This is a genomic window from Roseateles oligotrophus (assembly GCF_014204525.1).
Lineage (GTDB): Bacteria > Pseudomonadota > Gammaproteobacteria > Burkholderiales > Burkholderiaceae_C > Paucibacter_A > Paucibacter_A oligotrophus_A.
The window spans coordinates 219,420-245,312 of sequence record NZ_JACHLP010000005.1; the positions used below are offsets into that span (position 1 = coordinate 219,420).

The window sequence follows — 25,893 nt, forward strand, 5'->3', positions numbered from 1 at the left end:
CGGTTCAGATGGCGTGGCGCAGTTCGGCGAACAGAGTGCGGCCGGGGAAGGGGTGGGATTGATAGGCGCGGTTATTGCCGAGGTTGTCGACACCGAAGGCCAGCTCGGTCTTGGCCAGCGCGCGCCACAGCACCCGGACGTCGAGCTGCTTCAGCCTCGATGTGCCGCCGTAGGTGTCGGGGAGGATGTCGCTGTTGTCGATCTCGTTGAACTGGCGGCCGCTGTAGCGGTAGGTGCTGGAGAAGGTCCAGGCGCGCTCCGGCTGGTAGCTCAGCGTGAGGGCCGAGCGCACGCGCGGGATGCGCACCCAGGTCTTGCCGACCGAAGCCGGCACGTTCGCGTTCTCCAGAATCCTGGCGTGATTGAAGGCGATATTGGCGTCTAGGCTCAGGCCCTTTAAGCCCAGGTCCTGCCAGTCGCCGGCCAGCTCGATGCCGCGTGTGCGCACCCGGCCGACGTTCTGCGTCGTCGTCACGTTGGGGAAGACCAGCGGGTTGTTCTGGCTCCAGATGGTGTCGCGCACATCGTCCTGGAACAGCGAGGCGCGCAGCGCGCCTTGTTCGAAGCGTTGCTCGGCGAAGAGTTCCAGCGCCTTGGATTTCTCGGGCCTCAGCTGCGGGTCGTTGACCTCGATCCGGCTGCCCGACTGCGTGCCCTGGAAGAGCTCGGTGACCGTGGCGAAGCGGGTGCCGCGGCCAATCGAGGCGCGCAGGGTCAGGTCTTGCTGGGCCTCCCAGGCCAGCGACAGCTTGGGCGAGAGCGCCGTGATGCTGCGCTCGGGGTAGGCCAGCGGCGCAATGCCGGCGACGCGCTGCGCACCCTGGAAGGCCGCCCAGGACTCGGCGCGCAGGCCCGAGGTGAGCTGCCAATCAGGCGCAAAGCGCCAGGCATCCTGAGCGTAGAGTGCCACCAGACGGGTCTTGCCGCCGACGAAATGGGTTTCGCCGCCGAATGCGCCGGTCTTCCAGTCGGCGAGGCTGGCGGTGGACTGCTTCAGCTCGTAGTCATTGGCATGCAGGCCCAGCACCAGCGCATGGGCGCCAGCGCCCCAGTCGCCCCGGCTGGGGGTGTAGGTCGATTGCACCTCAAAAGTGCGGAAACCCGTGCCGTCTCGCCGCACGCCGCTACCCGCGCCGCCGCCGGCAGCGACGGGATCGGGGTTGGCCGCGGTGCGCTGCTGATCGTCGAGGATTCGATAGGCGCTGGCCACCAGCGAGGCGTTCCAGCCGGTCTTGTGGCGGGTCTTCAGCGTCACGCCCGCTTGGGCATGGGTCTCGTCGCGGCTGGAGGGCGCGAAGGCCGACTTCGGGATGTCGAACACATTGCCTGCATGGCTGACACGGCCCGCCCAGACGGTGCTGCCGCTGGCGTTCTTGAGGAAGCTGACATTGCGGGTGGCCGTGTCATTGCGCCACCAGGCGACAAAGCCTTCGGCGCTGAAGCTGGGCGAAATATCCAGCCCGGCACTGAGCTTGGCGGTGTGCTGCAAGGTGTGGTCGATGGCGCCGGCATGGGCACCGAACACCGCACGGCGGCGGCCATTGGGTGCGATGTCATAGACCACCCCCTCGACCGGCGTGGCCGCGCCGGCCGTGCTGGGAGGGACGAACTCGCCGGACGCATTGGCGTTGAGCGCGAAATACTGCATGGGCTGGCTGGTCGAGTCCTGCCGGTTCAGCACCAGGCGGTACCAGCCGCCCGCAGCCAGCTTGTCGCCCAGCACGGCCGAGGCTTGGGTGTTGTTGTAGTTCTCTTTCAGGCCGTACAGGTCGGAGTTTTGGCTCTGTGCCGCCAGCCGTATCGAGCCCTCGAAGCCCTGTGGCTTGCGGGTGCTGATGGCCACCGTGGTGCCGATCGAATTGCCCGGATACAAGGCCGAGAAGGGGCCGTACAACATATCGACACGGGCAATTTCCTCGGGGGCCACCATATTCCAGCGCGGCGCGTCGAAGCGGCCGAGGAAGTTGGAGATCAGGTAGCCATCCATCAGCACCAGGCCGCGCGGTGCCTGCGAGCTGGCAAAGCTGCGGCCGGCGATCAAGGCATTGCGGTCGCCGCTGTAGCGCTTGCGCACCGTGGTGTTGGGCATATTGCGCAGGGCATCCTCCGGGTTGAAGATGTTCTGCTGCTCGCGCAGCTGCTCGGCCGTTTTGCTGGCCGTGGTCATGGGCAGGTTCGGGTCCAGGGTCGAGCGCAGGGCCGTGCCCTTGACGATCACCGTGCCGAGTTGCTGTTCGGTGCCGACGCCTTGGGCGCAAGCGTTTGACCCCTGAACAAGAACCATCAATGCCGCCGCATAGACGGGTGAAATGGAGGGTAGAAAGTCCGTCGCGTCACGCGATGCCATGGCTGCCTTTTATTGATAATGATAATGCGTTATCAATAATATAGCATGCAGACCTCCCCGGCAGCGTCCTGCCCGAGTCGCCTAGCTCCTGGAGCGATCCACCCCCCAAGGCGCCGCCGTCGAGGCCGCGGGGCGTCCGCTATCGCGACAGATGGTGCAGGTGGTGCAGAAGGTTAGGGGGGGCGTTGCCCAGCGCGGGGTGCAGGCCTTGTCGATGGCCGCGGTCCAAGCAGACTTTCGCGACATCAAGGCCTCGCACGATCTGGCGAGATCAGTGCCCTGCCATTGCCGGGCGGCAAGCCGCGCCATGAATCGGCCTGGCTTGCTGTGAGTGATGTGTCCGTGCCCGACGATCTGGCTCGGGCTTGCCCTGACTCTTTGTCAGCCGGTCTTGCCGCCTGCCCGCATCATGGCCATGGCGGTGCCGATCAGGCCGGAGACTTCGCTCATATTGCCGGGCACGATCATGGTGTTGTTCTTCTGGGCCAGCTGGGCGTAGGCATCGACGGCCTTTTCGGCCACCTTGAGTTGCACGGCCTGGTCGCCGCCCGGGCGCTGGATGGCGGCGGCGATCTTGCCGATGGCGTCGGCGGTGGCATCGGCCACGGCCGTGATGGCGGCGGCTTCGCCGGCGGCCTTGTTGATCTCGGCTTGTTTCTCGCCTTCGGAGCGGGCGATGGCGGCCTCGCGCTCGCCGGTGGCGATATTGATCTGCTCCTGGCGGCGGCCTTCGGAGGCGGCGATCAGGGCGCGCTTCTCGCGCTCGGCCGTGATCTGGGCCTGCATGGAGTGCAGGATGGCGGGCGGCGGGGTCAGGTCCTTGATCTCATAACGCAAGACCTTGACGCCCCAGTTCAGCGCGGCTTCGTCCAGGGCCTCGACCACCGAGGTGTTGATGAGGGCGCGCTCCTCGAAGGTGCGGTCCAGCTCCATGCGGCCGATCACGCTGCGCAGCGTGGTTTGCGCCAGCTGGGTGATGGCGACGATGTAGTTGCTGGAGCCATAGCTGGCGCGCATGGCGTCGGTGACCTGGAAGTAGAGGATGCCGTCCACCGTCAGCTGGGTGTTGTCCTTGGTGATGCAGACCTGGCTGGGCACGTCCAGCGGGATTTCTTTCAGCGAATGCTTGTAGGCCAGGCGGTCGACGAAGGGCACAAGAATATTGAGTCCGGGCGTCAGCGTGGCGTGGTACTTGCCCAGGCGCTCCACCACCCAGGCATTCTGTTGCGGCACGACCTTGATCGATTGCACGATGAAGACGATGGCGATGAGCAGCAAGACCAGTGCGATTTCCATGATGTTTTCCTATCCCTCTTGAGTTTGGCCTGTTGAATTGATGGTTTGCGTCCGCAATGCCTTGGCGTCAGCGGTCCAGCAGCAATTGGCTGCCTTCGATGGCCTGGATCACAAATGCGCCGGGCTCGGGCCTGCCTTGGCCCTGAAACCGGGCCTGCCAATCCGCGCCGCGGTAGCGCACCTGGGCACTGCCGTCGGCGCGCCAATGTTCGACAAACACTCTTTGACCAATGTCCAGGCTGACGTCGGGATTGCTTTGGGCGGGCGCAGGCCTGCCGCCGCGCTGACGCTTGAGGTGCCAAAGCGCAACGGCCGTGCCGCCCACCAAGGCGGCCGCAACGGTCTGGGCCGTGCCACCCAGGCCCAGATGGGCGGCCAGCGCACCGGCAGCGCAGCCCAGGGCCAGCATCAGCAGATAAAAGCTGCCGGTGCCCAATTCGACGGCGACCAGCAGGCCGCAGACAATCCACCAGGTGGTGGCGTGATTGATCTCCATTGCACGAGCTCCCGTCGCATCTGTATTGGCGCCGAGTGTACGGCGGGCCTTCGTGGGCTTTTGCTGTGTCGTTTTTGTAAAAAGGCCCGATGGCTTCGGGTTAAAACCGATGCTTGGCCCTACACTTCGCGCCTCTTGTTTTTCTGACCCGCCCGCTGGAGGCCCAAAGATGCTTCGCTTACGCTTTCCCATCGTCATCATCGACGAGGACTATCGCTCCGAGAACACCTCGGGTTTGGGTATCCGTGCCTTGGCTGATGCGATTCAGAAAGAGGGCTTCGAGGTGCTGGGGGCCACCAGCTACGGCGATCTGAGCCAGTTTGCCCAGCAGCAAAGCCGGGCCAGCGCCTTCATTCTCTCGATCGACGATGAGGAGTTCACCTCCGGCCCGGAGCTGGATCCGGCGGTGGTGAATCTGCGCAAATTCATTGAAGAGATCCGCTTCAAGAACGCTGACATTCCCATTTACATCTACGGTGAGACGCGCACCTCCCAGCATCTGCCTAACGACATCTTGCGTGAGCTGCACGGCTTCATCCATATGTTCGAGGACACGCCGGAGTTCGTGGCTCGCCACATCATCCGCGAGGCCAAGAGCTATCTGGACGGCCTGGCCCCGCCTTTCTTCAAGGCGCTGATGGACTATGCGCAAGATGGCTCCTACAGCTGGCACTGCCCCGGCCACTCCGGCGGCGTGGCCTTTCTGAAGAGCCCGGTGGGCCAGATGTTCCACCAGTTCTTTGGCGAGAACATGCTGCGGGCCGACGTCTGCAATGCCGTCGAGGAACTCGGTCAGCTGCTGGACCACACCGGCCCGGTGGCGGCCTCGGAGAAGAATGCCGCGCGCATCTTCAATGCCGACCATTGCTTCTTCGTCACCAACGGCACCAGCACCTCCAACAAAATGGTCTGGCACCACACGGTGGCGCCCGGCGACGTGGTGGTGGTGGACCGCAACTGCCACAAAAGCATTCTGCACAGCATCATCATGACGGGGGCCGTGCCCGTCTTCATGACGCCAACGCGTAATCACTACGGCATTATCGGCCCCATTCCCGAGAGCGAGTTCTCGCCCGAGGCGATCCGCAAGAAGATCGCCGCCAACCCGCTGTTGCAAGGCGTTGATGTGGCTTCGGTCAAACCGCGCATCATGACGCTGACGCAAAGCACTTACGACGGCGTGCTCTACAACACCGAGACCATCAAGGCCAAGCTGGACGGCTGGATCGACACCTTGCATTTCGACGAGGCCTGGTTGCCGCATGCGGCCTTCCATCCCTTCTACGGCTCCTACCACGCCATGGGCAAGAACCGCCCGCGGCCCAAGACGGCCATGGTTTACGCCACCCAGTCCACGCACAAGCTGCTGGCCGGCCTAAGCCAGGCCTCGCAGGTGCTGGTGCAGGACTCGCAAGACGTCAAGCTGGACAAGCATCTGTTCAACGAGGCCTATCTGATGCACACCTCCACCAGCCCGCAATACTCCATCATCGCCAGTTGCGATGTGGCGGCGGCCATGATGGAACCTCCCGGCGGCACGGCCCTGGTGGAGGAGAGCATCTCCGAGGCCATGGACTTCCGCCGCGCCATGCGCAAGGTGGACGCCGAGTACGAGGAGGACTGGTGGTTCAAGGTCTGGGGCCCGGACGGGCTGACCCCGCAGGGCTATGGCAAGCCCGCCGACTGGATGCTGGGCGCCGACGAACAGTGGCATGGCTTCGGCAATATCGCGCCCGGCTTCAATATGCTGGATCCGATCAAGTGCACCGTCATCACGCCGGGGCTGGACATGAGCGGCAAGTTTGCCGAGACCGGCATCCCGGCCTCCATCGTCACCAAATTCCTGGCCGAGCACGGGGTGGTGGTGGAGAAGACCGGCCTGTACTCCTTCTTCATCCTGTTCACCATCGGCATCACCAAGGGCCGCTGGAACACGCTGTTGACGGCCTTGCAGCAGTTCAAGGATGACTACGACAAGAATGCCCCGCTGTGGCGCATCCTGCCGGAGTTCTGCGCTGCCCATCCGCGTTACGAGCGCATGGGCCTGAAGGATCTGTGCCAAAGCATCCATGGCATGTATGCCAAGGGCGATATCGCGCGCCTGACCACGGATGTCTATCTCTCGGATCTGCATCCCGCCATGAAGCCCAGCGACGCCTACGCCCATATTGCGCAGCGCCGCACCGAGCGGGTGCCCATCGACGATCTGGAGGGCCGCGTCACCACCGTGCTGCTGACGCCTTATCCCCCGGGCATTCCCTTGCTGATCCCGGGTGAGCGCTTCAATAAGAAGATCGTGGACTATCTCAAGTTCACCCGTGACTTCAATGCGCTTTATCCCGGCTTTGCCACCGATGTGCATGGCCTGGTGGAAGAGAAGGGTGACGATGGCCGTTCGCGTTACTTCGTGGACTGCGTGGCGGCTTGACTCTTGCTTGCTGAGTTGAGCCAATGAAAAAGGGGTTCGCATCGCGCGAACCCCTTTTGCTTGAAGGCAGGGTGTTTTGTTCAGCCTTCGGACAGCGCAACGTGGCTGAAGCCGCCGTCCACATAGGTGATTTCGGCGCTGACGCCGCCGGCCAGGTCGGACAGCAAGAAGGCGGCCACATTGCCCACGTCTTCGATCGTCACATTGCGGCGAATCGGGGTCGATGCAGCGAACTGGGTCAGCAGCTTGCCGAAGTCCTTGATGCCCGAGGCGGCCAGGGTCTTGATGGGGCCGGCGGAAATGCCGTTCACCCGCACACCCTTGGCACCCAGGGACTGGGCCAGGTAGCGCACGCTGGCTTCCAGCGAGGCCTTGGCCAGGCCCATGGTGTTGTAGTTCGGCACGTAGCGGGCGGCACCCAGATAGGACAGGGTCAGCAGCGCCGCGCCGGGGCGCAGGCGCGGGGCGGCCAGCTTGGCCATGGCAGGAAAGCTGTAGGCCGAGATATCGTGGGCGATGCGGAAATTCTCGCGGCTCAGGCCGTCAAGGAAGTCGCCGGCAATCGCTTCGCGCGGCGCAAAGCCGATGGAATGCACAAAGCCGTCAAACTCGGGCCAGGCTTCGCCCAGGTTCGTGAACAGGGCTTCCAGCTGCGCGTCGTCCGACACATCGCAGTCAAACACCAGCTTGGAATCGAACTCGGCCGCAAATTCGGTGATACGGTCCTTGAAGCGTTCGCCCTGATAGCTGAAGGCCAGTTCCGCACCTTCCCGGTGGCAGGCTTTTGCAATGCCGTAAGCGATGGACCGGTTGGACAGAACGCCCGTGATCAGCAATCGCTTGCCTGCGAGAAATCCCATGGTGGCTCCTTTTGTATTGAATCAACCCGAGATTTTCGCATGGCTTGAGTGGAATGACGAGCGTCAAGCTTGCCGCTGCTGTGCTTGCATAGTACAATCCCGGCTTCGCTGAAGAGATGAGGCGAGCGTAATTTCAAATGCGTTCAAATGCATGGGTCGGATTGTTCAGCTTGTTCAATCGTCGATTCATTGTTTGATGTGTTTGTTTGAAGCCCGGGAGCGATCCTGGGTTTGCAAGTTGGGCGGATTCATCCAGCCCATTTTTTTTGCTCGATCGCTCTTTGCATAAAATTTGGTCACCCTTGGTTTGCGCCGGGCTGAAAAGCCGGGCCGTAGATCGAAACTTAGAAAAGTTGAATTGCACCACGCATGAATTGGCAAGAAGCTGTTGAAAAAACTGTGGCCGGATTGGGTTACGACCTGGTGGACTGCGAGCGCAGTCCGGCTGGCTTGCTGCGCGTGTACATCGACAAACTGCCCGAAGAAGCCCTGGCCGGCGCGCTGATCAATGTGGAAGACTGCGAGCGCGTGACGCGGCAGTTGCAATATCTGCTGGAAGTTGAGAACTGCGCATACGAGCGCCTCGAAGTTTCTTCCCCTGGCCTGGACAGGCCGCTGAAAAAAGCGTTCGACTACCAGCGCTTTGTGGGTGAAGAAATCGAGATCACCTTGCGCATGCCCTTCCAGGGTCGCAAGAGGTATCGGGGTTTGTTGTCCGCGCTGGATGTTGCGGCGGCAGCGGTCGAGCCTGTGGCTCCTGCTGCGCCCGCCGAAGTGGCGCCCGCGCCCGCCTGGCGCGTGGTCTTCAACGATGGCAAGGCCGACCAGGCCCTAGATTTTTCTCTTGAAGAAGTTCGCGAGGCCCGTTTGGTCCCCGTGGTCAATTTCAAGGGCCGTGGCGCCAAGCCTGCGGATGGCAAGAAGCCGTCCAAGGCCAAGGCTGCGAAAACAGATGACAAGGTTGACGGAGGTCCTGATCAATGAACCGCGAACTGTTGATGCTGGTGGACGCGATTTCGCGCGAAAAGAGCGTGGAGCTCGATGTGGTGTTTGGCGCTGTCGAGGCAGCGTTGGCTTCGGCCACCAAGAAGTTGTGTGGTGGCGAGGCTGATATTCGCGTGTCCGTGGATCGCGACTCCGGTGCTTACGAGACCTTCCGCCGCTGGCACGTCGTGCCCAACGAGGCCGGTCTGCAAAACCCGGATGCGGAAATTCTGCTGTTCGAAGCGCAGGAGCAAATTCCTGACATCGAGGTGGAAGACCATATCGAAGAGCCCATCGAGTCGGTGCCCATCGGTCGTATCGGTGCGCAAGCGGCCAAGCAGGTCATTCTGCAGAAAATCCGTGATGCCGAGCGTGAGCAGCTGCTCAACGACTTCCTGGCCCGCGGCGAGCAGATTTTCGTCGGCACCGTCAAGCGTCTGGACAAGGGCGACATCATTGCCGAGTCCGGTCGCATCGAAGGCCGGCTGAAGCGCTCGGAAATGATCCCCAAGGAAAACCTGCGCACCGGCGACCGCGTCCGCGCCGTGATCCTGGGTGTGGATCCGACCCAGCGTGGCCCGCAAATCATGCTGTCGCGCAGCGCGCCCCAGTTCATGACCGAGCTGTTCGCTCAGGAAGTGCCCGAGATCGAGCAAGGCCTGCTGGAAATCAAGAGCTGCGCGCGTGACGCCGGCTCGCGTGCCAAGCTGGCCGTGCTCTCGCACGATAAGCGGGTCGACCCCATCGGCACCTGCGTTGGCGTGCGGGGTTCGCGCGTCAACGGCGTGACCAATGAGCTGGCCGGCGAGCGTGTGGACATCGTGCTGTGGTCGGAAGACCCGGCTCAGTTTGTGATCGGTGCATTGGCGCCGGCCAATGTGCAGTCCATTGTTGTGGACGAAGAGCGTCATGCGATGGATGTCGTGGTGGATGAGGAAAACCTCGCCATCGCCATCGGTCGCGGCGGCCAGAACGTGCGGCTCGCTTCCGAGCTGACCGGCTGGCGTATCAACATCATGTCGGCCGAGGAATCGGCCGTGAAGCATGAGCAGGAATCGGAAACGGTGCGCAAGCTCTTCATCGAGAAACTCGATGTGGATGCCGAAGTCGCCGACATCCTGATCGCTGAAGGGTTCACCAGCTTGGAAGAAGTGGCCTACGTGCCTATGCAGGAAATGCTGGAAGTTGAGGCCTTCGACGAAGACACGGTCAATGAATTGCGCACCCGCGCCAAGGATGCGCTGTTGACCATGGAAATCGCACGGGAAGAAAAGGTTGAGGAAGTGTCCCAAGACCTGCGCGACCTGGAGGGCATGACGCCCGACCTGGTGGCCAAGCTTTCCGATGGCGATATCCATACCCGCGACGACCTGGCCGATCTGGCCGTCGACGAACTCGTTGAACTGTCTGGCATGGACGAGGCCGCGGCCCGCACCATGATCATGAAGGCTCGCGAACATTGGTTCACGGCTTGAGGCAGCGCAGCGCGCCACCCTCAGTCAAGCACCAAGAATCGCCCAGCAAAGTACGCATAAGTTAAGGATCCAACAATGGCTGTGACCACCGTCGCCCAGTTTGCCGCAGAGCTACAAAGGCCTGCGAGCACGCTGCTTGAGCAGCTTCAAGCTGCGGGCGTCAAAACGGCGTCTCCCGAAGACGCCCTCAACGAAGCCGACAAAGAACGTCTGCTGGACTATCTGCGCACCGCGCACGGTACCGGCGGCGCCGATCGCAAGAAGATCACGCTGACCCGCAAGTCGACCAGCGAGATCAAGCAGGCCGATGCCAGCGGCAAGGCGCGCACCATCCAGGTGGAAGTGCGCAAAAAGCGCACCTTCGTCAAGATGGACGAAAACAGCCCGGCCGACGAAGCCACGGTGGCCGCCGCCGCCGCGGCCGAAGAAGCCGAGCTGCAGCGCCGCGAGGTCGAGGCCCATGCCCAGGCCGAGGCCCTGCGCCGCCAGGAGGCCGAGCTGGCCGAGCGTGTGCGTGAGCGTGAGGAAGCCGAGAAGGCCGCCCGTGCCGCCGAAGAGCAGCGCCGCCAGGAAAAACTGGCTGCGGAAGCCAAGGCCGCGCTTGAGGCCGCCGCCCGCGCTGCCGAAGAAGCCGCCGCAGCCAAGGCCGCGAAGAAGCCGCGCCAAACGGCTGAAGCCGCGGCCCGCGAAGCCGCTGCCATCAACAAGGCCGCTGCTGCTGCACGGGCCCCGGCGCCTGCGCCCGTGGTGGCCGCGCCGGCTCCCGCCGCCCCGGTGGCTGCCGCGCCCGCTGCTGCACCCGTGGCCGCCGCTCCCGTGGCAGCCGCTGCCGCCGCCCCGGTGGCCGCCGCTCCTGCTGAAGCCGCCAAGCCCGCTCTGCGCGTGGTCAAGGCCGTGGATGTGGGTGCCGAAGAGAAGCAAAAACAAGTCGACCTGGAGCGCCGCCGCAAGGCCGCCGAGGCCGAGGCTGCGGCCATCCGCGCGATGATGAATGCACCGAAGAAGGTGATGGTCGCGAAAAAGGAAGAGCCCAAGCCGGTCGAAGCCGCCAAGGAAGGCATCAAGGGCACCATCCACAAAAAGGCCGGCACGCCGGGCGCCCCGGCCGCGCCGGGTGCTGCCACCGCGGCCAAGCCGGGTGACAAGAAGTCCGTCAAGTCCGAGAAGCTGTCCAGCAGCTGGGCCGACGATGCCAAGAAGCGCGGCGCCAAGCCCGGCACGACGGCAGCGCCTGGCGGTGCCCGACCGGCCGCCGGTGGCTGGCGCGCGCCCACCCGCGGTGGCGCGGGTGGACGCCGCGGCAATGACCGCAACGATCGTGGCAATACCCAGTCCACCTTCGTCGCTCCGGTGGAGCAGGTGGTGCAGGAGGTGCACATCCCCGAGACCATCTCGGTGGCGGACCTGGCCCACAAGATGTCGGTCAAGGCTTCCGAGGTCATCAAGCATCTGATGAAGCTGGGCCAGATGGTCACCATCAACCAGCAGCTGGACCAGGAAACCGCCATGATCTTGGTGGAAGAAATGGGCCACAAGGCCTTCGCTGCCAAGCTGGACGATCCCGATGCCTTCCTGGAAGAAGAAGGCGCCGGTGCCGAGCAGCACGAGGCTTTGCCGCGTGCGCCGGTGGTCACCGTCATGGGTCACGTCGACCACGGCAAGACCTCGCTGCTGGACTATGTCCGCCGTGCCCGTGTGGCCGCGGGCGAAGCCGGCGGCATTACGCAGCATATCGGCGCTTACCACGTCGAAACGCCGCGCGGCATGATCACCTTCCTGGACACCCCGGGTCACGCCGCCTTCACGGCCATGCGTGCCCGTGGCGCCACGGCCACCGACATCGTCATCCTGGTGGTGGCGGCGGACGACGGCGTGATGCCCCAGACCAAGGAAGCCATCCACCACGCCAAGGCGGCCGGTGTGCCCATGGTCGTGGCGATGAACAAGATCGACAAGCAGGGCGCCAATATCGAACGCCTGAAGGGCGAGTTGGTGGCCGAAGGCGTCGTGCCCGAGGACTTCGGTGGCGACACCCCCTTTGTGCCGGTCTCGGCCAAGACGGGCGAGGGCATGGACAACCTGCTGGAGCAAGTGCTGCTGCAGGCCGAAGTGCTGGAACTCAAGGCACCCGCCGCCTCCATGGCCAAGGGCCTGGTGATCGAAGCCAAGCTGGACAAGGGCCGCGGCCCCGTGGCCACGGTGCTGGTGCAGTCCGGCACCCTGAAACGCGGCGACGTCGTGCTGGCCGGTTCCACCTATGGCCGCGTGCGTGCCATGCTGGACGAAGACGGCAAGGCCTGTACCGAGGCCGGTCCTTCCATCCCGGTGGAAATCCAGGGCCTGACCGAGGTGCCGCAAGCCGGTGATGAGTTCATGGTGCTGGCCGACGAGCGCCGCGCCCGTGAAATCGCCACCTTCCGCTCCGGCAAGTACCGTGACGTCAAGCTCTCGCGCCAGCAGGCCGCCAAGCTGGAGAATATGTTCGAGAACATGGGTGCCGGCGATGTGCAGACCCTGGGCATCATCATCAAGAGCGATGTGCAAGGCTCGCAGGAAGCCCTGGCTTCTTCGCTGCTCAAGCTCTCGACCGCCGAAGTCAAGGTGCAGATCGTGCACGCGGCCGTCGGTGGCATCAGCGAGTCGGACGTCAATCTGGCGATCGCCTCCAAGGCCGTCATCATCGGCTTCAATGTGCGTGCCGATGCCGGCGCTCGCAAGCTTGCCGAAGGCAATGCGGTTGATCTGCGCTACTACAACATCATCTACGACGCCGTCGATGAGGTGAAGGCAGCGATGACCGGCATGCTGGCGCCCGAGCAGCGCGAGGAAGTCATCGGCATGGCCGAGATCCGCACCGTCTTCGTGGCGACCAAGATCGGCACCATTGCCGGCTGTATGGTCACCTCGGGCATCGTCAACCGCTCGGCCAAGTTCCGCCTGCTGCGTGACAATGTGGTGATCTACACCGGCGAGATCGACACCTTGAAGCGCATGAAGGACGATGTGCGCGAAGTCCGCGAAGGCTTCGAGTGCGGTATCAAGCTGAAGAACTACAGCGACATCGCCGAGGGCGATCAGCTCGAATTCTTCGAGGTCAAGGAAGTGGCTCGAAGCCTCTAAGGCGGCGTTGCCCTCCAGCAGCAAACCCCGCCCTCCCAGAGTGGCGGGGTTTGTTCTTGCTGAGGCGAGTAGCCCAGGAGAAACGAATATGCGACATAAACGAGTCATCCCCAACCGCAGCTTCCGCGTGGCCGACCAGATCCAGCGCGATCTGGCCGAGTTGATCCGCGAGCTCAAAGACCCGCGCATCGGCATGGCCACGGTCAATGCCGTCGAGGTCACGCCCGACTATGCCCACGCCAAGGTCTTTTTCTCGGTGTTGGTGGGCGACCCGACCGAGACGGGCGAAGCCTTGAACGAGGCCGCCGGCTTCTTGCGTAACGGCTTGTTCAAGCGTCTGCAGATTCACACCGTGCCCAGCCTGCACTTCCATTTCGACCGCACGATCGAACGTGCGGCCGAGATGAGCGCGCTGATCAGCAAAGCCAATGCCAGCCGCGCGCTGGATGACGAGCCGCCCGCCGCCGACGCGGCAGCGGCCGACGACAAGGCGGGCGAATAAGTTCGCCCCCGCCGCTAGCCCCAACAAGACTCGCATGACCGAACGTCCTCAACGCATCAAGACGGTGCGCCGTGCCATCCACGGTGTGCTGCTCTTGGACAAGCCTCTGGGCTGGTCCAGCAACGACGCCTTGCAAAAGGCGAAGTGGCTGCTGCGCGCCGAAAAAGCCGGCCATACCGGCACGCTCGATCCCCTGGCCACCGGCTTGCTACCCCTGTGTTTTGGCGCGGGCACCAAGTTCAGCCAGATCAGCCTGGACGCCGACAAAGCCTATACCGCCACCCTGCAAATGGGGGTGACGACGACGACCGGCGATCTGGAAGGCGAGGTGCTGGAGCGCCTGCCGGTGAACTTCAGCCCCGAGCAGCTGAATGCCGCCGTGGCCGCCTTGCGCGGTGAGATCAGCCAGGTGCCGCCGATGTATTCGGCGCTGAAGTTTGAGGGCCGGCCGCTGTACGAATACGCCCGTGCGGGCATTGCGATCGAGCGCCCCTCGCGCCAGGTGACGATTCACGCGCTTGAAATCATGGACTGGCAGGATGACAAGCTCACCCTGTCGGTGCGTTGCAGCAAGGGCACTTATGTGCGCACCCTGGCCGAAGACTTAGGCCGGGCGCTGGGCTGCGGCGCGCATCTGACGGCCTTGCGCCGCACGGCCTCGGGCCCGGTATCGGTCGAGAACGCCATCAGCCTGGACGCTTTGGCGGCCCTGACCGAGGCCGAGCGCGAAGCGCTGCTGCGCCCCCCCGACGCCTTGTTGGCGGATTGGCCCGCCGTCCGGCTGAGCCAGGACGAGGCCGCCCGCTTCCTCACCGGCCTGCGTCGCCGCTTGAATGCCCCGGACCAGCCCCATGTGCGGGTCTATGGCCAGCATCCGCGGGCCTTTCTCGGGGGCGCCCATATCCAGGGCGGCGAACTGATCCCGGACCGGTTATTGAGTCCTCAAGAGGTCGCAAGCCTTGTGAGCACTGAGCAGAAATCAGAATTTTTTGAAAGCGTCGTATGAGTAAGCAGATTCGCAACATCGCCATCATCGCCCACGTTGACCATGGCAAGACCACCATGGTTGACCAATTGCTGCGCCAGAGCGGCACCTTCGCCGACCACGAAAAAGTCGTCGACACCGTGATGGACAACAACGCCATCGAACGCGAGCGCGGCATCACCATCCTGGCCAAGAACTGCGCCGTGTCCTGGGAAGGCACCCACATCAATATCGTCGACACCCCCGGACACGCGGACTTCGGTGGTGAGGTCGAGCGCGCCCTGTCCATGGTGGACGGCGTGGTGCTGCTGATCGACGCGCAAGAAGGCCCGATGCCCCAGACCCGCTTCGTCACCAAGAAGGCCCTGGCCCTGGGTCTGAAGCCCATCGTCGTGGTCAACAAGGTGGACAAGCCCGGTGCCAAGCCCGATGCCGTCATCAACGCTGCTTTCGACCTGTTCGACAAGCTCGGTGCCACCGATGAGCAGCTGGACTTCCCCGTCGTCTACGCCTCGGGCATCAATGGCTGGACCTCGCTGGAAGAAGGCGCACCCGGCGCGCAGTGGGGCCCCGATATGTCGGCCCTGTTCAACACCGTGCTCAAGCATGTGCCCGCCCAATCCGGCGACGCCGCCGCGCCGCTGCAGCTGCAGATCTCGGCGCTGGACTTTTCCACCTTTGTCGGCCGCATCGGCGTGGGCCGCATCAGCCAGGGCACGATCAAGCCTGGCATGCAGGTGGCCGTGATGGAAGGCCCCGGCGGCAAGAGCGTCAACGGCCGCGTCAACCAGGTGCTGACCTTCCAGGGCCTGGATCGCGTGCAAGTGACCGAAGCCGGCCCCGGCAATATCGTGCTGATCAACGGCATCGAAGACATCGGCATCGGCGTCACCGTGACCGACCAGGCCAACCCCAGCCCTCTGCCCATGCTGAAGGTGGACGAGCCCACGCTGACCATGAACTTCTGCGTCAACACCAGCCCCCTGGCCGGCCGCGAAGGCAAGTTCGTCACCAGCCGCCAGATCTGGGACCGCCTGCAGAAAGAGCTGCAGCACAACGTCGCCCTGCGCGTCAAGGAAACCGACGAAGACGGCATCTTTGAAGTCTGCGGCCGCGGTGAATTGCACCTGACCATCCTGCTGGAAAACATGCGCCGCGAAGGCTATGAGCTGGCCGTCTCCAAGCCCCGCGTGATGTTCAAGGACATCGACGGTGTGAAGAGCGAGCCGATGGAGCTGGTGACCGCCGACGTCGAAGAAACCCACCAAGGCGGCGTCATGCAGGCCCTGGGCCTGCGCAAGGGCGAGATGCTGAATATGGAGCCGGACGGCCATGGCCGCGTGCGCCTGGAATACCGCATCCCGGCCCGTGGCCTGATCGGCTTCTCCAACGAGTTCATGAATTTGACCCGTGGCTCGGGCCTGATCTCCTCGATCTTCGACGGCTACGAAGCCCACAAGGGCGAGATCGGTGGCCGCAAGAACGGCGTGCTGATCTCCATGGACGAAGGCGAAATCTTCACCTACGCACTGGGCAAGCTGGACGACCGCGGCCGCATGTTCGTCAAGCCCAATGACCCGGTGTACGAGGGCATGATCGTCGGCATCCACAGCCGCGACAACGATCTGGTCGTCAACGCCACCCGTACCAAGCAGCTGACCAACTTCCGCGTCAGCGGCAAGGAAGACGCGATCAAGATCACCCCGCCCATCGACCTGACGCTGGAATACGGTGTGGACTTCATCGACGACGACGAGCTGGTCGAGATCACCCCCAAGAGCGTGCGCCTGCGCAAGCGTTTCCTGACCGAAAACGAACGCAAACGTAATGCCCGCAGCTGATCGCTGCAAGCATTACGCTGCGCGTTAAAGTTAGCTCCCCCAAGCCCCCTCCGTGAGGGGGCTCCAGTCAGATAGACGCCCGCGCCCCTTCCAGGGGCGCTCTACATTCATGACCCACCGTCGTGCTGTCTTGTTGATGCTGTTCGTGACCTTGCTGTGGAGCACAGCAGGGGTGGTGGCGCGGCAGCTGGAGGCCGCCAGGGGCTTTGAGCTGACTTTCTGGCGCAGCGGCTTCACGGTGCTGGCCTTGGCCCTGGCGCTGCGCTGGAGGCGCGGGCCGGGCTGGTGGCGGGCGGTGCTGGGCGCGCCGCGGCTGGTGTGGCTGTCGGGCCTGTGCTGGGCAGTGATGTTCACGGCCTTTATGGTGGCGCTAAGCCTCACCTCGGTGGCCAATGTGCTGGTCACCATGGCCCTGGGGCCCCTCATCACGGCCTTGCTGGCGCGCCTGGTCTTGCAGCACCGCCTGCCGCTGCGCACCTGGCTGGCCATTGCCGTGGCCAGTGCGGGCATTGCCTGGATGTTTGGCCATGAGATGCAGGGCGGCGCGGCAGCCTCGGGCGGGCTTGGCATTGCCGTGGCCCTGGCCGTGCCCCTGGCGGCGGCGGTGAACTGGTCGGTGCTGCAGCATGTGGGCCATAGCGATGCCAGTGAGGCGCCGGACATGCTGCCCGCCATCCTCATCGGTGCCCTGATCTCCAGCCTGGCGGTCCTGCCCCTGGCCTGGCCCATGCAGGCTTCCGGCCATGACCTCGCCTTGCTGGCCGGCCTCGGGGTGTTCCAGCTGGCCTTGCCCTGCTTGCTGGTGGTGGGCATCAGCCGCGTGCTGGCCGGGCCCGAGATCGCCTTGCTGGGCCAGCTGGAAGTGGTTTTCGGCGTGCTCTGGGCCTGGGTCTGGGCGGCTGAAGTACCATCCGCGGCTGCTTTATGGGGCGGGGCCATGGTGCTGTCCGCCTTGTTCGTCAACGAATTCGTGGCCTGGCGCAGCCGGCCTCAAAAAGGAGAGGCATGAACGCCACCCTTGACTCCATTCCCGTCCTGCAGTCCGAGGGCCAGATCCTGGCCGAGGTCAATGGTTGCCTGGGCCTGATCACCCTGAACCGCCCCGAGGCGCTGAACGCCCTTTCCCTGGCCATGATCCGGGACTTGACGACGCTGTTCCGTGCCTGGGCCCAAGCGCCCGAGATCGAGGCCGTGGTCTTGATGGCGGCCGGCCGCCCGGGCAAGCCCGCGGCCTTTTGCGCCGGCGGCGACATCCGTTTCTTCCACCGCGCCGCCCTGGAAGGCGACACCAGCCTGGAAGACTTCTTCACCGAAGAGTACGCGCTCAACCACCTGATCCACCAATTCCCCAAGCCCTCCATCGCGCTGATGGACGGCATCGTCATGGGCGGCGGCATGGGCATCAGCCAGGGTTGCAAATTACGTGTGCTGACCGAGCACAGCCGCCTGGCCATGCCCGAAACCAATATCGGCCTCTTCCCCGATGTGGGCGGCGGCTACTTCCTCAACCAATGCCCCGGGCAACTGGGCAAATGGCTGGCCCTGACCGGCCAGGCCCTGGCTGCGGGCGACGCCATCGAGCTTGGCCTGGGTGATGTGTTCGTGCAAAGCGCGGCCTTGCCGGCCATCGTCGAGGCCTTCAAGTTCAAGCCCCAGAGCAGCGCCGAGCATGTGGTTGCCACCGTGATGGAGCGGGTTGACCTGGCGCCCGCCGCCGATCTGCCGGCCCTGCGGGCCCGGGTGGATCAGCATTTCTCCCTGCCCGATGTGGCGGCCATCATGGCCTCGCTGGCCGCCAGCGAGGAGGCCTGGGCGCAGCAGACCCATGCCACCTTGCTCAAGCGTTCACCCCTGATGATGGCGGTGACGTTTGAACAGCTGACACGCGCCAAGACCCTGAGCCTGGCCGAGGACCTGCGCATGGAGCGCGATATGGTGCAGCGCTGCTTCCATCTGCGTCCGGGGGCGGGCAGCGAAACGGTCGAAGGCATACGCGCTCTGGCGGTGGACAAGGACCATGCGCCACGCTGGCAGCCGGCCCGCATCGAAGACGTCAGCCGCGAGGCCGTGCTGGCCTTTTTCGAGTCGCCCTGGTCTGCCGATCAACATCCCTTGCGCGATCTGAAATAGCCCCTGCCGGCATAGATAATCAAGGCGAATCCCCACCCGGGATCTCGCCTTTTTTTGTTCTCACCAGGACCCGCCCAGATGCCTACCGACATCGAGATCGCCCAAGCCGCCACCCTGCACAAAATCCTGCCCCTCGCGCATCAAAAACTCGGCCTGCCCGAAGATGCGCTCAGCCCCATCGGGCATTACAAGGCCAAGCTCAGCCTGGCCCAGGTCGAGGCCTTGCAGGGCGAAAAAAACGGTCATCTGGTGCTGGTAACGGCGATTTCGCCCACACCGCCCGGCGAGGGCAAGACCACCACCACGGTGGGCCTGGGCGACGCGCTGAACCACATCGGCAAACAAGCCATCATCTGCCTGCGCGAGCCTTCGCTAGGCCCCTGTTTTGGCATGAAGGGTGGCGCGGCCGGCGGCGGCCACGCCCAGGTCGTGCCGATGGAAGACATCAATCTGCACTTCACCGGCGACTTCCACGCCATCGCCCTGGCCAACAACTTGCTGGCCGCGTTGATCGACAACCATATCCATCACGGTAACGCATTAGGTCTTGATGTGCGCCGCATCAGCTGGCGCCGGGTGGTGGACATGAACGACCGTGCCCTGCGCGAGATCACCGTGGGCCTGGGTGGCCCGGCCAATGGCTATCCGCGCCAGGACGGCTTTGACATCGTCGTCGCCTCCGAGGTGATGGCGATCCTGTGCCTGGCCACCAATATGGCCGATCTGCAGCGCCGCCTGGGCAATATCGTCGTGGGCTTTACGGCGGCCAAACAGCCGGTCACGGCCCGCGAACTCAAGGCCGACGGCGCGATGACGGCCTTGTTGAAAGACGCGCTGGCGCCCAATCTGGTGCAGACCCTGGAGGGCAATCTGGCCTTCGTGCATGGCGGTCCCTTTGCCAATATCGCCCATGGCTGCAACTCGGTCATCGCCACCCAGACGGCGCTCAAGCTGGCCGACTATGTGGTCACCGAGGCCGGTTTTGGCGCCGATCTGGGGGCCGAAAAATTCATCGACATCAAATGCCGCAAGGCCGGCCTCAAGCCCGCTTGTGCCGTGCTGGTGGCCACGGTGCGTGCGCTCAAGTTCCACGGTGGCGGTGAGGGTTTGAACAGCCTGCAAGACGGCCTGGCCAATCTGCGTCGCCATGTGGAGAACATCCAGCAGCATTACGCGCTGCCGGTGGTGGTCTCCATCAACCGTTTTGATAGCGATACGGCGGAAGAGATTGCCATGATTCGCCAGGCCTGCGAGGCCCTGGGCGTGGCCTGCGTGCTGGCCACGCATTGGGCCGAGGGCGGGGCCGGTGCCGCGGCCCTGGCGCGCGAAGTGGTGGCCTTGTGCGAGGCGAGGGCGGCCAAACCCGCGGCCCAACTCTACCCGGACGAGGCGCCCCTGGCCGACAAGATCCGCGCCGTGGCCAGCAAGATTTACCGCGCCGTCGAAGTGCAATTCGAGCCCAAGGCCCAGGCCCAGTTGCAAGACTGGCAGGCCGCCGGCTGGGGCCATCTGCCGGTCTGCATCGCCAAGACACCTTACTCCTTCAGCAGCGATGCCAGCCTGCGTGGTGCCGCCAGCGGCCATGTGCTCAAGGTGCGCGAGCTGCGCCTGGCGGCCGGCGCCGAGTTTGTGGTGGCCATCTGCGGTGAGATCATGACCATGCCCGGCCTGCCCAAGCAGCCGGCCGCGGAGCGCATCGCGGTCGATGCGCAAGGCCGCATCACCGGCCTGTTCTAACCCCCCTCATGCTCAAAAGCCTGGACGCCAAAACTCGCAGCCTGGGCCTGCCCTTTCGAGGGCTGCTCCTCAGCGAGGCCATGACCATCCTGGCCATGATGGTGGGCCATGTGGCCCTGCCCTGGTGGATCGTCGGCCATGGCGGTGCCGCCCACCTGGCCTTGTACGGCGTGGTGGCGGCGATCTCGGCCCTGTGCTTCACGCCCTTGCTCTCGCCCCTGGGTGATCGCCTGCCCAAGCCGCGGCTGATCCGCCTGGGTTTGGGGCTGCAGCTCGGTCTGGCTTTGTGCCTGGCCTTGCTGGCGAGCAGCGGGCTGTATCAGCTGCACTGGATCTTGCTGGTGAGCGTGCTGGGCGCGCTGGGCGGGGCCTTGATGGCGCCGGCCTCGATGAGCATCGCCGCCGAGCTGGTGCCTGCGCCCGACTTGCCCCAGGCCCTGAGCCTGCAGCGCAGCGCCCAGAGCCTGGGTCGCATCCTGGGCCCGGCCCTGGCCGGCGCGGCCCTGAGCCTGGGGACGGCTTGGGCTCTGTGGCTGCAGTGCGGCCTGATCGCCGGCGCCATCTGGGCGGTCTCGGCCATCCCGGCTATTTCTGCGGAGCAGCACCGCGCTTCGCGCAAGAGTTGGCTGGGTGATTTGAGCCAGGGTCTGCGCGCTGCCTGGCAGATCCCGACCGAAAGAGCCTGGACCCTGGTGAGCCTGCTCTCCACCTGTTGTCTGCTGCCCGGCATCACCCTGCTGGTACCGCTGAAGATCAAGGCCATGGGCTTGTCCGGCGCCTGGCTGGGCGCGGCCGAAGCCGGCCTGGCCCTGGGCATGTTGCTCGGGGCCTTGGGCGTGGCGGCTTGGGTGAGCCGGCATATCGGGCGCTACACCATCCGTATTGCGGCCACGGTCGTGCAAGGCCTGGGCCTGCTGCTGGCGGGCTGGACGGAGCAGGGCCTGCTGCTGGTTGCGGCGCTCGCCCTGGTGGGCGTGGCCAATTCCTGCGGCGTGCTGGTCGGCCAGTCGCACCGCATGCTGGCCATTCCCCCAGAGTTTCGCTCCCGGCTCAATGCGGTCAGCATGATGAGCTTGCAACTGGCCGCCAGCTTGGGGCCGGCCTTGACCGGCCTGGCTCTGAGCAAGTACACGGTTAGCCAGGTGTATATGGGCATAGGCCTGGCGGCGGCACTCAGCAGCCTGGGCTTCTTCTGGGTGCCGGGCCTGCGCGAAATGTTTGCGCAAGATCATGAACAGGTGCGCGGCTGGTACGGGCACAAGCATCCGCATCTTTTTACCGACGCCATCCAGCGCTGAGCGCCCCTGCTTCTCTGGCAAACTGAAGCCGCGCGGCGCGCTCCGGCAAGGAGCCCGTGGCGGCCCCCAACCCGCACTTTTGCTTCCAAGGAGATCCGGAACCATGCGTCTTTCCCCTTCAGTCTTGCTCTTGTCCACCTGCTCGCTCCTGCTGATCGCAGGCTGCGCCACGCCGGAAGCCGGCGGGGCCAAACCGGGCACCGAGGAGCGTGTGGCTGACGCCGTCACCGCGCCCCTGCAAGACTTGAATCTGGTCAGGACCAAGATCCCCGAGATCCTGCAGCACGCCCACGAAGCGCCTTATCAATTGCCCGGTGATGGCGCTTGCGCTGCCTTGAACACCGAGTTGGCCGCGCTGGAGCAGGCCCTGGGCCCGGACATCGATTCGCCCAAGCGCAAGGAGCAGCTGGACCTGCTGGCCAAGGGCGGCGTGGCCGCCGGCGACGCGGCTTTCGGCGCCTTGCGCAGCGCCAGCGAAAACCTGCTGCCCTTCCGGGGCTGGGTGCGCAAGCTGACCGGTGCCGAGCGGCATTCGGGTGAGGTGGCGGCGGCCCTGGTGGCCGGCCAGTCGCGCCGGGCATTTTTGCGTGGCGTGCATCTGGGCAAGAGCTGTTCCTGAACCGCAGCGGACCCAGCGGCAGCCGACGTCTTTTCTGCCGCACGCGCTCCCAGGCCTGCCTGGCTAGAAACCCGCCAGCACGTCTTCCTTGATGCGTTGCAAGGTCCGCTCCTGCTCCATGTGCTTGAGGACCTCGCTGAGCTTGGGTACCAAGGCCGCGTGCTTTTTGTTGAGGTAGTGGTAGACAAAGAAGGAGGCCAGCGGCGGCAGCAGGACTTTGACGCCCTGGAACTGGTGCGCGCGCAAGGAGGCCAGGCCGGTGACGCGATTGGCCAGCACCAGCTCGCTGCGGCCGCGGTCCAGCTTGGTGAAGGCCTGGTGCATGGTCGCGACGGATTCGGCCTGCATGCCGAGCGTCTTTTCCTCGATGATCTTGATGCCTTTCACAAAGCCAATTTTGTAAGGCCTGAGGCTCTCCCAGCCCTCCACCTTGAAGGGTTCGAGCTTGGTGAAAACGACGATCTCATAGGTTTGCAGCGGGACCGGCACCCTGATCAGCTGCGGGTAGCTCTTGTCGATACCCATCTTGCGGTAAAGCTCGCCGTCCGTCTCGCCCGAGTTGGCGCTGATCAGGGAGCGCTCGCCCGGCATGGCCTGCACTTCAAGCGCTATGCCCAGCCGCAGATAGGCTTCGCGCATCACGCGCTCCGCGATCAAGGTCGCGGGATCGCCTTCGAGCAAGGTGGAGATGCGCATGAGGGGCTGCGCCCGGGCCGACTGCGGCAACAAGCCCAGCAGGCTGTATGCGCCCAAGAATGCCGTTTGTCTGCGATTCAGCATCGGTATTCGCTCCCAAGCCTGCTCAGCAGCATATGCCTTTTTCATGCGCTTGCTCGATGTCCATGGCGCGCTCGCAGATACCGCTTGCATGGCTGATTACTTGGGCTTGGCGGGCATCGTAAAACCTGCGCAGGGGTCCTCGCGACGAGGCGCGGGGCTGATCCACAGATAGTGATAGGGCGCCCCGGCCGTGGGGGCGCCCGGCTCGACGAAGCCGATGCTGAGCAGCCTGCTTTGCCGCTGCTGTTCAGCCAAGAGCTGGGGGACGCCGTAGTCCAGCCGCACATGCCCGTTGCCGGCCAGCAAGACGGCCGGCTTGGCGCCTTGCTCGGCGGCTTGCAGCATGCGCAAGGCCATGGCGGCGTCGCGTCCTCGCTGCGCCCAAACCATGCCGGCCAGCCTCGAGCCCGGCAGCTGGCCGCAGTGGCCCTGGATCAAGTCCGCCTCCAGCCTGGCTTGCGAGGAGCTGCCGAGCGGGGCCGGATCGCTCAGGGCCAGCAGCTCGGCCGGCATCGCAGGCCGGCCTTCGCGCGCCAGCCGGCGCGCCAGTTCCAGCGGGATATTGCCGCCCAGCAAAACCTGGTCCGCCTGTGCCAGGCCGGTGAAAAGAGGCTGGTGCATAGGCCATTGCCATTGTTTGGCGGCAAAGCCGGCCTGGCTGAGTTCGCTCAGCAGCTCGTCGCCGGGTTTGAGCCGCAGCTCGGCCGGGCTGGGCAGATGCTCCGCGACGACCCGGGCCGGCTGGCCCAGCTCGCGCAGCAGGGCGCCCCGTGCCCGGTGGTGATCGGGGTTGTCGTGCTGCTCGCCAAGCAGCACGAAGTCGCTGCGCCGCATCCGCTGCAGCAGCTCATCCCGGCTGATGCGCCGCCCGCTGGCGACCTCGACAATGTCTGCCGCCGGGCCCGACGCTTGCGCTGCGGGCTCAGGCGTCGCGCAGGCCTGCAGGCCAAGGCAGAGCAGGGCGGCCAGGGCCCCGCGAAAAGCGTTTTGTTTTTGCATGGATGTGTGGGCGTCAGCGGGCCTGGCACTCGGGCTTGGCGCAAATGCCGTAGAGCGCGAGTTCATGTGCTTGCAGCTGGAAGCCCCGGCCTTCGGCGACGGTTTTCTGGCGGCGCTCGATGTCCTCGTCGTAGAACTCCTCGACGCGGCCGCATTTGATGCAGACCAGATGGTCGTGGTGCTGGCCTTCATTGAGCTCGAAGACCGACCTGCCGCCTTCGAAATGATGCCGCTCAAGCAGCCCCGCTTGTTCCAGCTGCAGCAGCACGCGATAGACCGTGGCCAGGCCGATCTCGGACCCATTGCTCAACAGCAGTTTGAACAGGTCTTCGGCGGACAGATGGCGCTGCTCGGACTGCTGGAAGAGCTGCAGCACCTTGATGCGGGGAATGGTCGCTTTCAGACCATTGGTCTTGAGTTCCTGGATGTTGTCGGGAATGGTCTTGGACATGGGCTTGGCGCTGGGTCGGTGCAGGAGTCGGTGGTTTGGGTTCATGGTGGGCTGGCCTGCAAGGCGAAGCGTACGGGGTATTCCACCCAGCTGCTGACGGCTTGCTCGCCCAGCCGGGCGGGCGTGAAGCGGCAAGCCCTGGCCACCTTGTGGGCGGCCTCGTCGAAGAGCCGCAGGCCGCTGCCTTGCTTGAGCTTGATTTCCGCGGCACGGCCTTGTTCGTCGACCTGCACCAGCAGGGTCACCAAGGCCTGCAAGCCTCGCTCGCGCAGCAAGCTGGGGTAGAAGCGTTCGGTGATTTGCGCCAGGCAGGGCTGGTGTTCCGGTGGCAGCGAGGCCTGGATCAAAGTCGAACTCGGGCTGGGGGCCGCGCTGGCTCTTGGGGGCGCGGGCTCGCGGCCCTGGCTTGCGGCGGGAGGCGCGGGGCGGCTGGCCTGGGCAGATGCCTCGGCCTCAAGAGGCTCAGCCGGTCTGGCCGCCTCCTTGGCCTGCGCTCTGGCTTGTTCGCTTGGCAAGCCCGGAGGCTGGGGCGGGGCTGTTGGGCGGGCCGCGGCTTGCAGGGGCGGGGCTTGCAGGGGCAGGGCTTTTGCGTGCTTGGGCGCCACGGCCGCCGGTGGCGCCGGCAGGATGCTCAAGCTGATCAGGCGGCCCTTGGCAAGCGCGCTTGGCGTGTGCGGACTGCCCGTCCAATTCAGCAGCATGCCGAGGGCGGCGAGATGAAGCAGGGCGCTGCCGAACAGGGCGGCCGAGTGCTGCCGCTTCATCGGGCTTGCGCCATGGCCCGGGGCCGGCTGGCCAGCACCGCCAGCCCTTCAGCGTCCTGCAGCAGGCGCAAGCGCATGCCGTAGAGCTGCTCCAGCAAGGGCAGGACGGCGGGGATGGCATCGCAATCGGCCAGCAGGCCGCCGTCCTTGACCATGCAGAGGCGCTCGAAATGGTTCATGGCCAGGTTCAGGTCGTGCAGGACCGCCACCAGCGCATGCCCGCGTTCCTGGGCGAAATTGGCGATGGCCTGCATCAGGTCCAGGCTCAGGCCAGGGTCCATGGCCGCCAGCGGCTCGTCCACCAGCAGCAGGCCCCCGCCTTCGTCCCAGAGCTGGGCGAACACCCGTGCCAGCTGAACCCGAGCCTGCTCGCCGCCGGAGAGGGTGTCGAAGCGGCGCCCGAGGAGATGGCCCGCCTGTGCCTGCAGCAAGGCGCTCTGCACAATCCTGGCTTGCTCCTTGTCGGCGGGCCGGGCCACCCGCCCGAGCGCCACGACCAGTTCGACCGGCAGGCCGAAGGCCACCGCATGCTGCTGAGGCAGGACGGCACGCCGCCGCGCCAGATCGGCCGCCGTCCAGGCCTTGAGTTCGACACCGTCCAGCCGCAGGCTGCCCGAGCTGGGCGGCAGCTCGCGCGCCATCAGCTTGAGCAGGCTGGACTTGCCGGCGCCACTGGGCCCCAGGATGGCCATGCGCTCGCCGGCGGCCAGCCGCAGGCTGAAGGGCCCGAGGGAGCGGGCGCCGAGGCGAAGCGTGGCTTGCTGCAGATGAAGAAGCATGC

21 protein-coding genes are annotated in these 25,893 nt (G+C 64.9%); 12 read left to right on the plus strand and 9 right to left on the minus strand.

The window, feature by feature from the left end:
* Positions 1-4: 4 nt before the first annotated feature.
* From HNP55_RS13475 to HNP55_RS13485, 3 genes are all read right to left on the minus strand, one after another.
* Positions 5-2,347 carry a TonB-dependent receptor gene (locus tag HNP55_RS13475; protein WP_184300148.1) on the minus strand — a complete coding sequence of 781 codons (2,343 nt, stop codon included), beginning with the start codon at positions 2,345-2,347 and terminating at the stop codon, positions 5-7.
* Between the two features lie 381 nt (positions 2,348-2,728).
* Positions 2,729-3,643, minus strand: coding sequence for an SPFH domain-containing protein (locus HNP55_RS13480; RefSeq protein WP_184300151.1), 915 nt, complete (start codon positions 3,641-3,643; stop codon positions 2,729-2,731).
* Between the two features lie 67 nt (positions 3,644-3,710).
* Complete coding sequence (locus tag HNP55_RS13485; RefSeq protein ID WP_184300154.1) at positions 3,711-4,139, minus strand: NfeD family protein; 429 nt, start codon at positions 4,137-4,139, stop codon at positions 3,711-3,713.
* 169 nt (positions 4,140-4,308) lie between these two features.
* On the opposite strand from HNP55_RS13485, the gene HNP55_RS13490 reads away from it, so the two are divergent.
* Positions 4,309-6,567 carry an arginine/lysine/ornithine decarboxylase gene (locus tag HNP55_RS13490; RefSeq protein ID WP_184300157.1) on the plus strand — a complete coding sequence of 753 codons (2,259 nt, stop codon included), beginning with the start codon at positions 4,309-4,311 and terminating at the stop codon, positions 6,565-6,567.
* A gap of 80 nt (positions 6,568-6,647) precedes the next feature.
* Here the strand turns inward: HNP55_RS13490 and fabI are convergent, their stop codons facing one another.
* Entirely contained in the window at positions 6,648-7,427 is a 780-nt protein-coding gene (fabI, locus tag HNP55_RS13495) for an enoyl-ACP reductase FabI (RefSeq protein WP_184300160.1), read from the minus strand.
* Positions 7,428-7,796: 369 nt separating this feature from the next.
* On the opposite strand from fabI, the gene rimP reads away from it, so the two are divergent.
* From rimP to HNP55_RS13550, 11 genes are all read left to right on the plus strand, one after another.
* Positions 7,797-8,411: a ribosome maturation factor RimP gene (rimP, locus tag HNP55_RS13500; protein WP_184300163.1), complete on the plus strand. Its 615-nt coding sequence runs from the start codon at positions 7,797-7,799 to the stop codon at positions 8,409-8,411.
* Complete coding sequence (nusA, locus tag HNP55_RS13505) at positions 8,408-9,886, plus strand: transcription termination factor NusA (protein ID WP_124450788.1); 1,479 nt, start codon at positions 8,408-8,410, stop codon at positions 9,884-9,886. Before rimP ends, nusA begins: the two co-directional genes overlap by 4 nt.
* A 75-nt stretch (positions 9,887-9,961) precedes the next feature.
* Entirely contained in the window at positions 9,962-13,006 is a 3,045-nt protein-coding gene (infB, locus tag HNP55_RS13510) for a translation initiation factor IF-2 (protein WP_184300166.1), read from the plus strand.
* Positions 13,007-13,094: 88 nt separating this feature from the next.
* A complete protein-coding gene (gene rbfA, locus HNP55_RS13515; RefSeq protein ID WP_184300169.1) occupies positions 13,095-13,508 on the plus strand; it encodes a 30S ribosome-binding factor RbfA in 414 nt (137 codons plus the stop codon).
* A 34-nt stretch (positions 13,509-13,542) separates the two neighbouring features.
* Entirely contained in the window at positions 13,543-14,514 is a 972-nt protein-coding gene (truB, locus tag HNP55_RS13520; protein WP_184300172.1) for a tRNA pseudouridine(55) synthase TruB, read from the plus strand.
* Complete coding sequence (gene typA / locus HNP55_RS13525) at positions 14,511-16,334, plus strand: translational GTPase TypA (RefSeq protein ID WP_184300175.1); 1,824 nt, start codon at positions 14,511-14,513, stop codon at positions 16,332-16,334. Before truB ends, typA begins: the two co-directional genes overlap by 4 nt.
* A 109-nt stretch (positions 16,335-16,443) precedes the next feature.
* Positions 16,444-17,343, plus strand: a complete 900-nt coding sequence (locus HNP55_RS13530) for a DMT family transporter (RefSeq protein WP_184300177.1) — start codon at positions 16,444-16,446, stop codon at positions 17,341-17,343.
* On the plus strand, positions 17,340-18,464 hold the full coding sequence (locus HNP55_RS13535; protein WP_184300181.1) for an enoyl-CoA hydratase/isomerase family protein: 1,125 nt from the start codon (positions 17,340-17,342) through the stop codon (positions 18,462-18,464). Before HNP55_RS13530 ends, HNP55_RS13535 begins: the two co-directional genes overlap by 4 nt.
* A 78-nt stretch (positions 18,465-18,542) precedes the next feature.
* Positions 18,543-20,201, plus strand: coding sequence for a formate--tetrahydrofolate ligase (locus HNP55_RS13540; protein ID WP_184300184.1), 1,659 nt, complete (start codon positions 18,543-18,545; stop codon positions 20,199-20,201).
* Positions 20,202-20,209: 8 nt separating this feature from the next.
* Positions 20,210-21,499, plus strand: coding sequence for an MFS transporter (locus HNP55_RS13545; RefSeq protein WP_184300187.1), 1,290 nt, complete (start codon positions 20,210-20,212; stop codon positions 21,497-21,499).
* A 103-nt stretch (positions 21,500-21,602) separates the two neighbouring features.
* A complete protein-coding gene (locus HNP55_RS13550; protein ID WP_221439579.1) occupies positions 21,603-22,118 on the plus strand; it encodes a hypothetical protein in 516 nt (171 codons plus the stop codon).
* Between the two features lie 63 nt (positions 22,119-22,181).
* Here HNP55_RS13550 and HNP55_RS13555 read toward each other — a convergent pair whose 3' ends face one another.
* From HNP55_RS13555 to HNP55_RS13575, 5 genes are all read right to left on the minus strand, one after another.
* Positions 22,182-22,871 carry a substrate-binding periplasmic protein gene (locus HNP55_RS13555; protein WP_246448399.1) on the minus strand — a complete coding sequence of 230 codons (690 nt, stop codon included), beginning with the start codon at positions 22,869-22,871 and terminating at the stop codon, positions 22,182-22,184.
* Between the two features lie 123 nt (positions 22,872-22,994).
* Entirely contained in the window at positions 22,995-23,897 is a 903-nt protein-coding gene (locus tag HNP55_RS13560; RefSeq protein WP_184300194.1) for a ChaN family lipoprotein, read from the minus strand.
* Positions 23,898-23,910: 13 nt separating this feature from the next.
* The gene (fur, locus tag HNP55_RS13565) at positions 23,911-24,348 is read right to left on the minus strand and encodes a ferric iron uptake transcriptional regulator (protein WP_184300729.1); all 438 of its coding nucleotides are present in this window, start codon (positions 24,346-24,348) and stop codon (positions 23,911-23,913) included.
* Positions 24,349-24,389: 41 nt separating this feature from the next.
* On the minus strand, positions 24,390-25,112 hold the full coding sequence (locus tag HNP55_RS13570; RefSeq protein ID WP_184300197.1) for an energy transducer TonB: 723 nt from the start codon (positions 25,110-25,112) through the stop codon (positions 24,390-24,392).
* A complete protein-coding gene (locus tag HNP55_RS13575) occupies positions 25,109-25,891 on the minus strand; it encodes an ATP-binding cassette domain-containing protein (protein ID WP_184300201.1) in 783 nt (260 codons plus the stop codon). Before HNP55_RS13575 ends, HNP55_RS13570 begins: the two co-directional genes overlap by 4 nt.
* Positions 25,892-25,893 lie beyond the last annotated feature (2 nt).

Bases quoted from the DNA above. Each gene is read 5' to 3' on its own strand.
- HNP55_RS13475 (WP_184300148.1), bottom strand. From the start codon at position 2,347: ATGGCATCGCGTGACGCGACGGACTTTCTACCCTCCATTTCACCCGTC.
- HNP55_RS13535 (WP_184300181.1), top strand. From the start codon at position 17,340: ATGAACGCCACCCTTGACTCCATTCCCGTCCTGCAGTCCGAGGGCCAG.
- fur (WP_184300729.1), bottom strand. From the start codon at position 24,348: ATGTCCAAGACCATTCCCGACAACATCCAGGAACTCAAGACCAATGGT.
- HNP55_RS13485 (WP_184300154.1), bottom strand. From the start codon at position 4,139: ATGGAGATCAATCACGCCACCACCTGGTGGATTGTCTGCGGCCTGCTG.
- HNP55_RS13545 (WP_184300187.1), top strand. From the start codon at position 20,210: ATGCTCAAAAGCCTGGACGCCAAAACTCGCAGCCTGGGCCTGCCCTTT.
- typA (WP_184300175.1), top strand. From the start codon at position 14,511: ATGAGTAAGCAGATTCGCAACATCGCCATCATCGCCCACGTTGACCAT.
- HNP55_RS13550 (WP_221439579.1), top strand. From the start codon at position 21,603: ATGCGTCTTTCCCCTTCAGTCTTGCTCTTGTCCACCTGCTCGCTCCTG.
- HNP55_RS13575 (WP_184300201.1), bottom strand. From the start codon at position 25,891: ATGCTTCTTCATCTGCAGCAAGCCACGCTTCGCCTCGGCGCCCGCTCC.
- infB (WP_184300166.1), top strand. From the start codon at position 9,962: ATGGCTGTGACCACCGTCGCCCAGTTTGCCGCAGAGCTACAAAGGCCT.
- HNP55_RS13570 (WP_184300197.1), bottom strand. From the start codon at position 25,112: ATGAAGCGGCAGCACTCGGCCGCCCTGTTCGGCAGCGCCCTGCTTCAT.
- fabI (WP_184300160.1), bottom strand. From the start codon at position 7,427: ATGGGATTTCTCGCAGGCAAGCGATTGCTGATCACGGGCGTTCTGTCC.
- rbfA (WP_184300169.1), top strand. From the start codon at position 13,095: ATGCGACATAAACGAGTCATCCCCAACCGCAGCTTCCGCGTGGCCGAC.
- truB (WP_184300172.1), top strand. From the start codon at position 13,543: ATGACCGAACGTCCTCAACGCATCAAGACGGTGCGCCGTGCCATCCAC.
- HNP55_RS13480 (WP_184300151.1), bottom strand. From the start codon at position 3,643: ATGGAAATCGCACTGGTCTTGCTGCTCATCGCCATCGTCTTCATCGTG.
- rimP (WP_184300163.1), top strand. From the start codon at position 7,797: ATGAATTGGCAAGAAGCTGTTGAAAAAACTGTGGCCGGATTGGGTTAC.
- HNP55_RS13530 (WP_184300177.1), top strand. From the start codon at position 16,444: ATGACCCACCGTCGTGCTGTCTTGTTGATGCTGTTCGTGACCTTGCTG.
- HNP55_RS13560 (WP_184300194.1), bottom strand. From the start codon at position 23,897: ATGCAAAAACAAAACGCTTTTCGCGGGGCCCTGGCCGCCCTGCTCTGC.
- HNP55_RS13490 (WP_184300157.1), top strand. From the start codon at position 4,309: ATGCTTCGCTTACGCTTTCCCATCGTCATCATCGACGAGGACTATCGC.
- nusA (WP_124450788.1), top strand. From the start codon at position 8,408: ATGAACCGCGAACTGTTGATGCTGGTGGACGCGATTTCGCGCGAAAAG.
- HNP55_RS13540 (WP_184300184.1), top strand. From the start codon at position 18,543: ATGCCTACCGACATCGAGATCGCCCAAGCCGCCACCCTGCACAAAATC.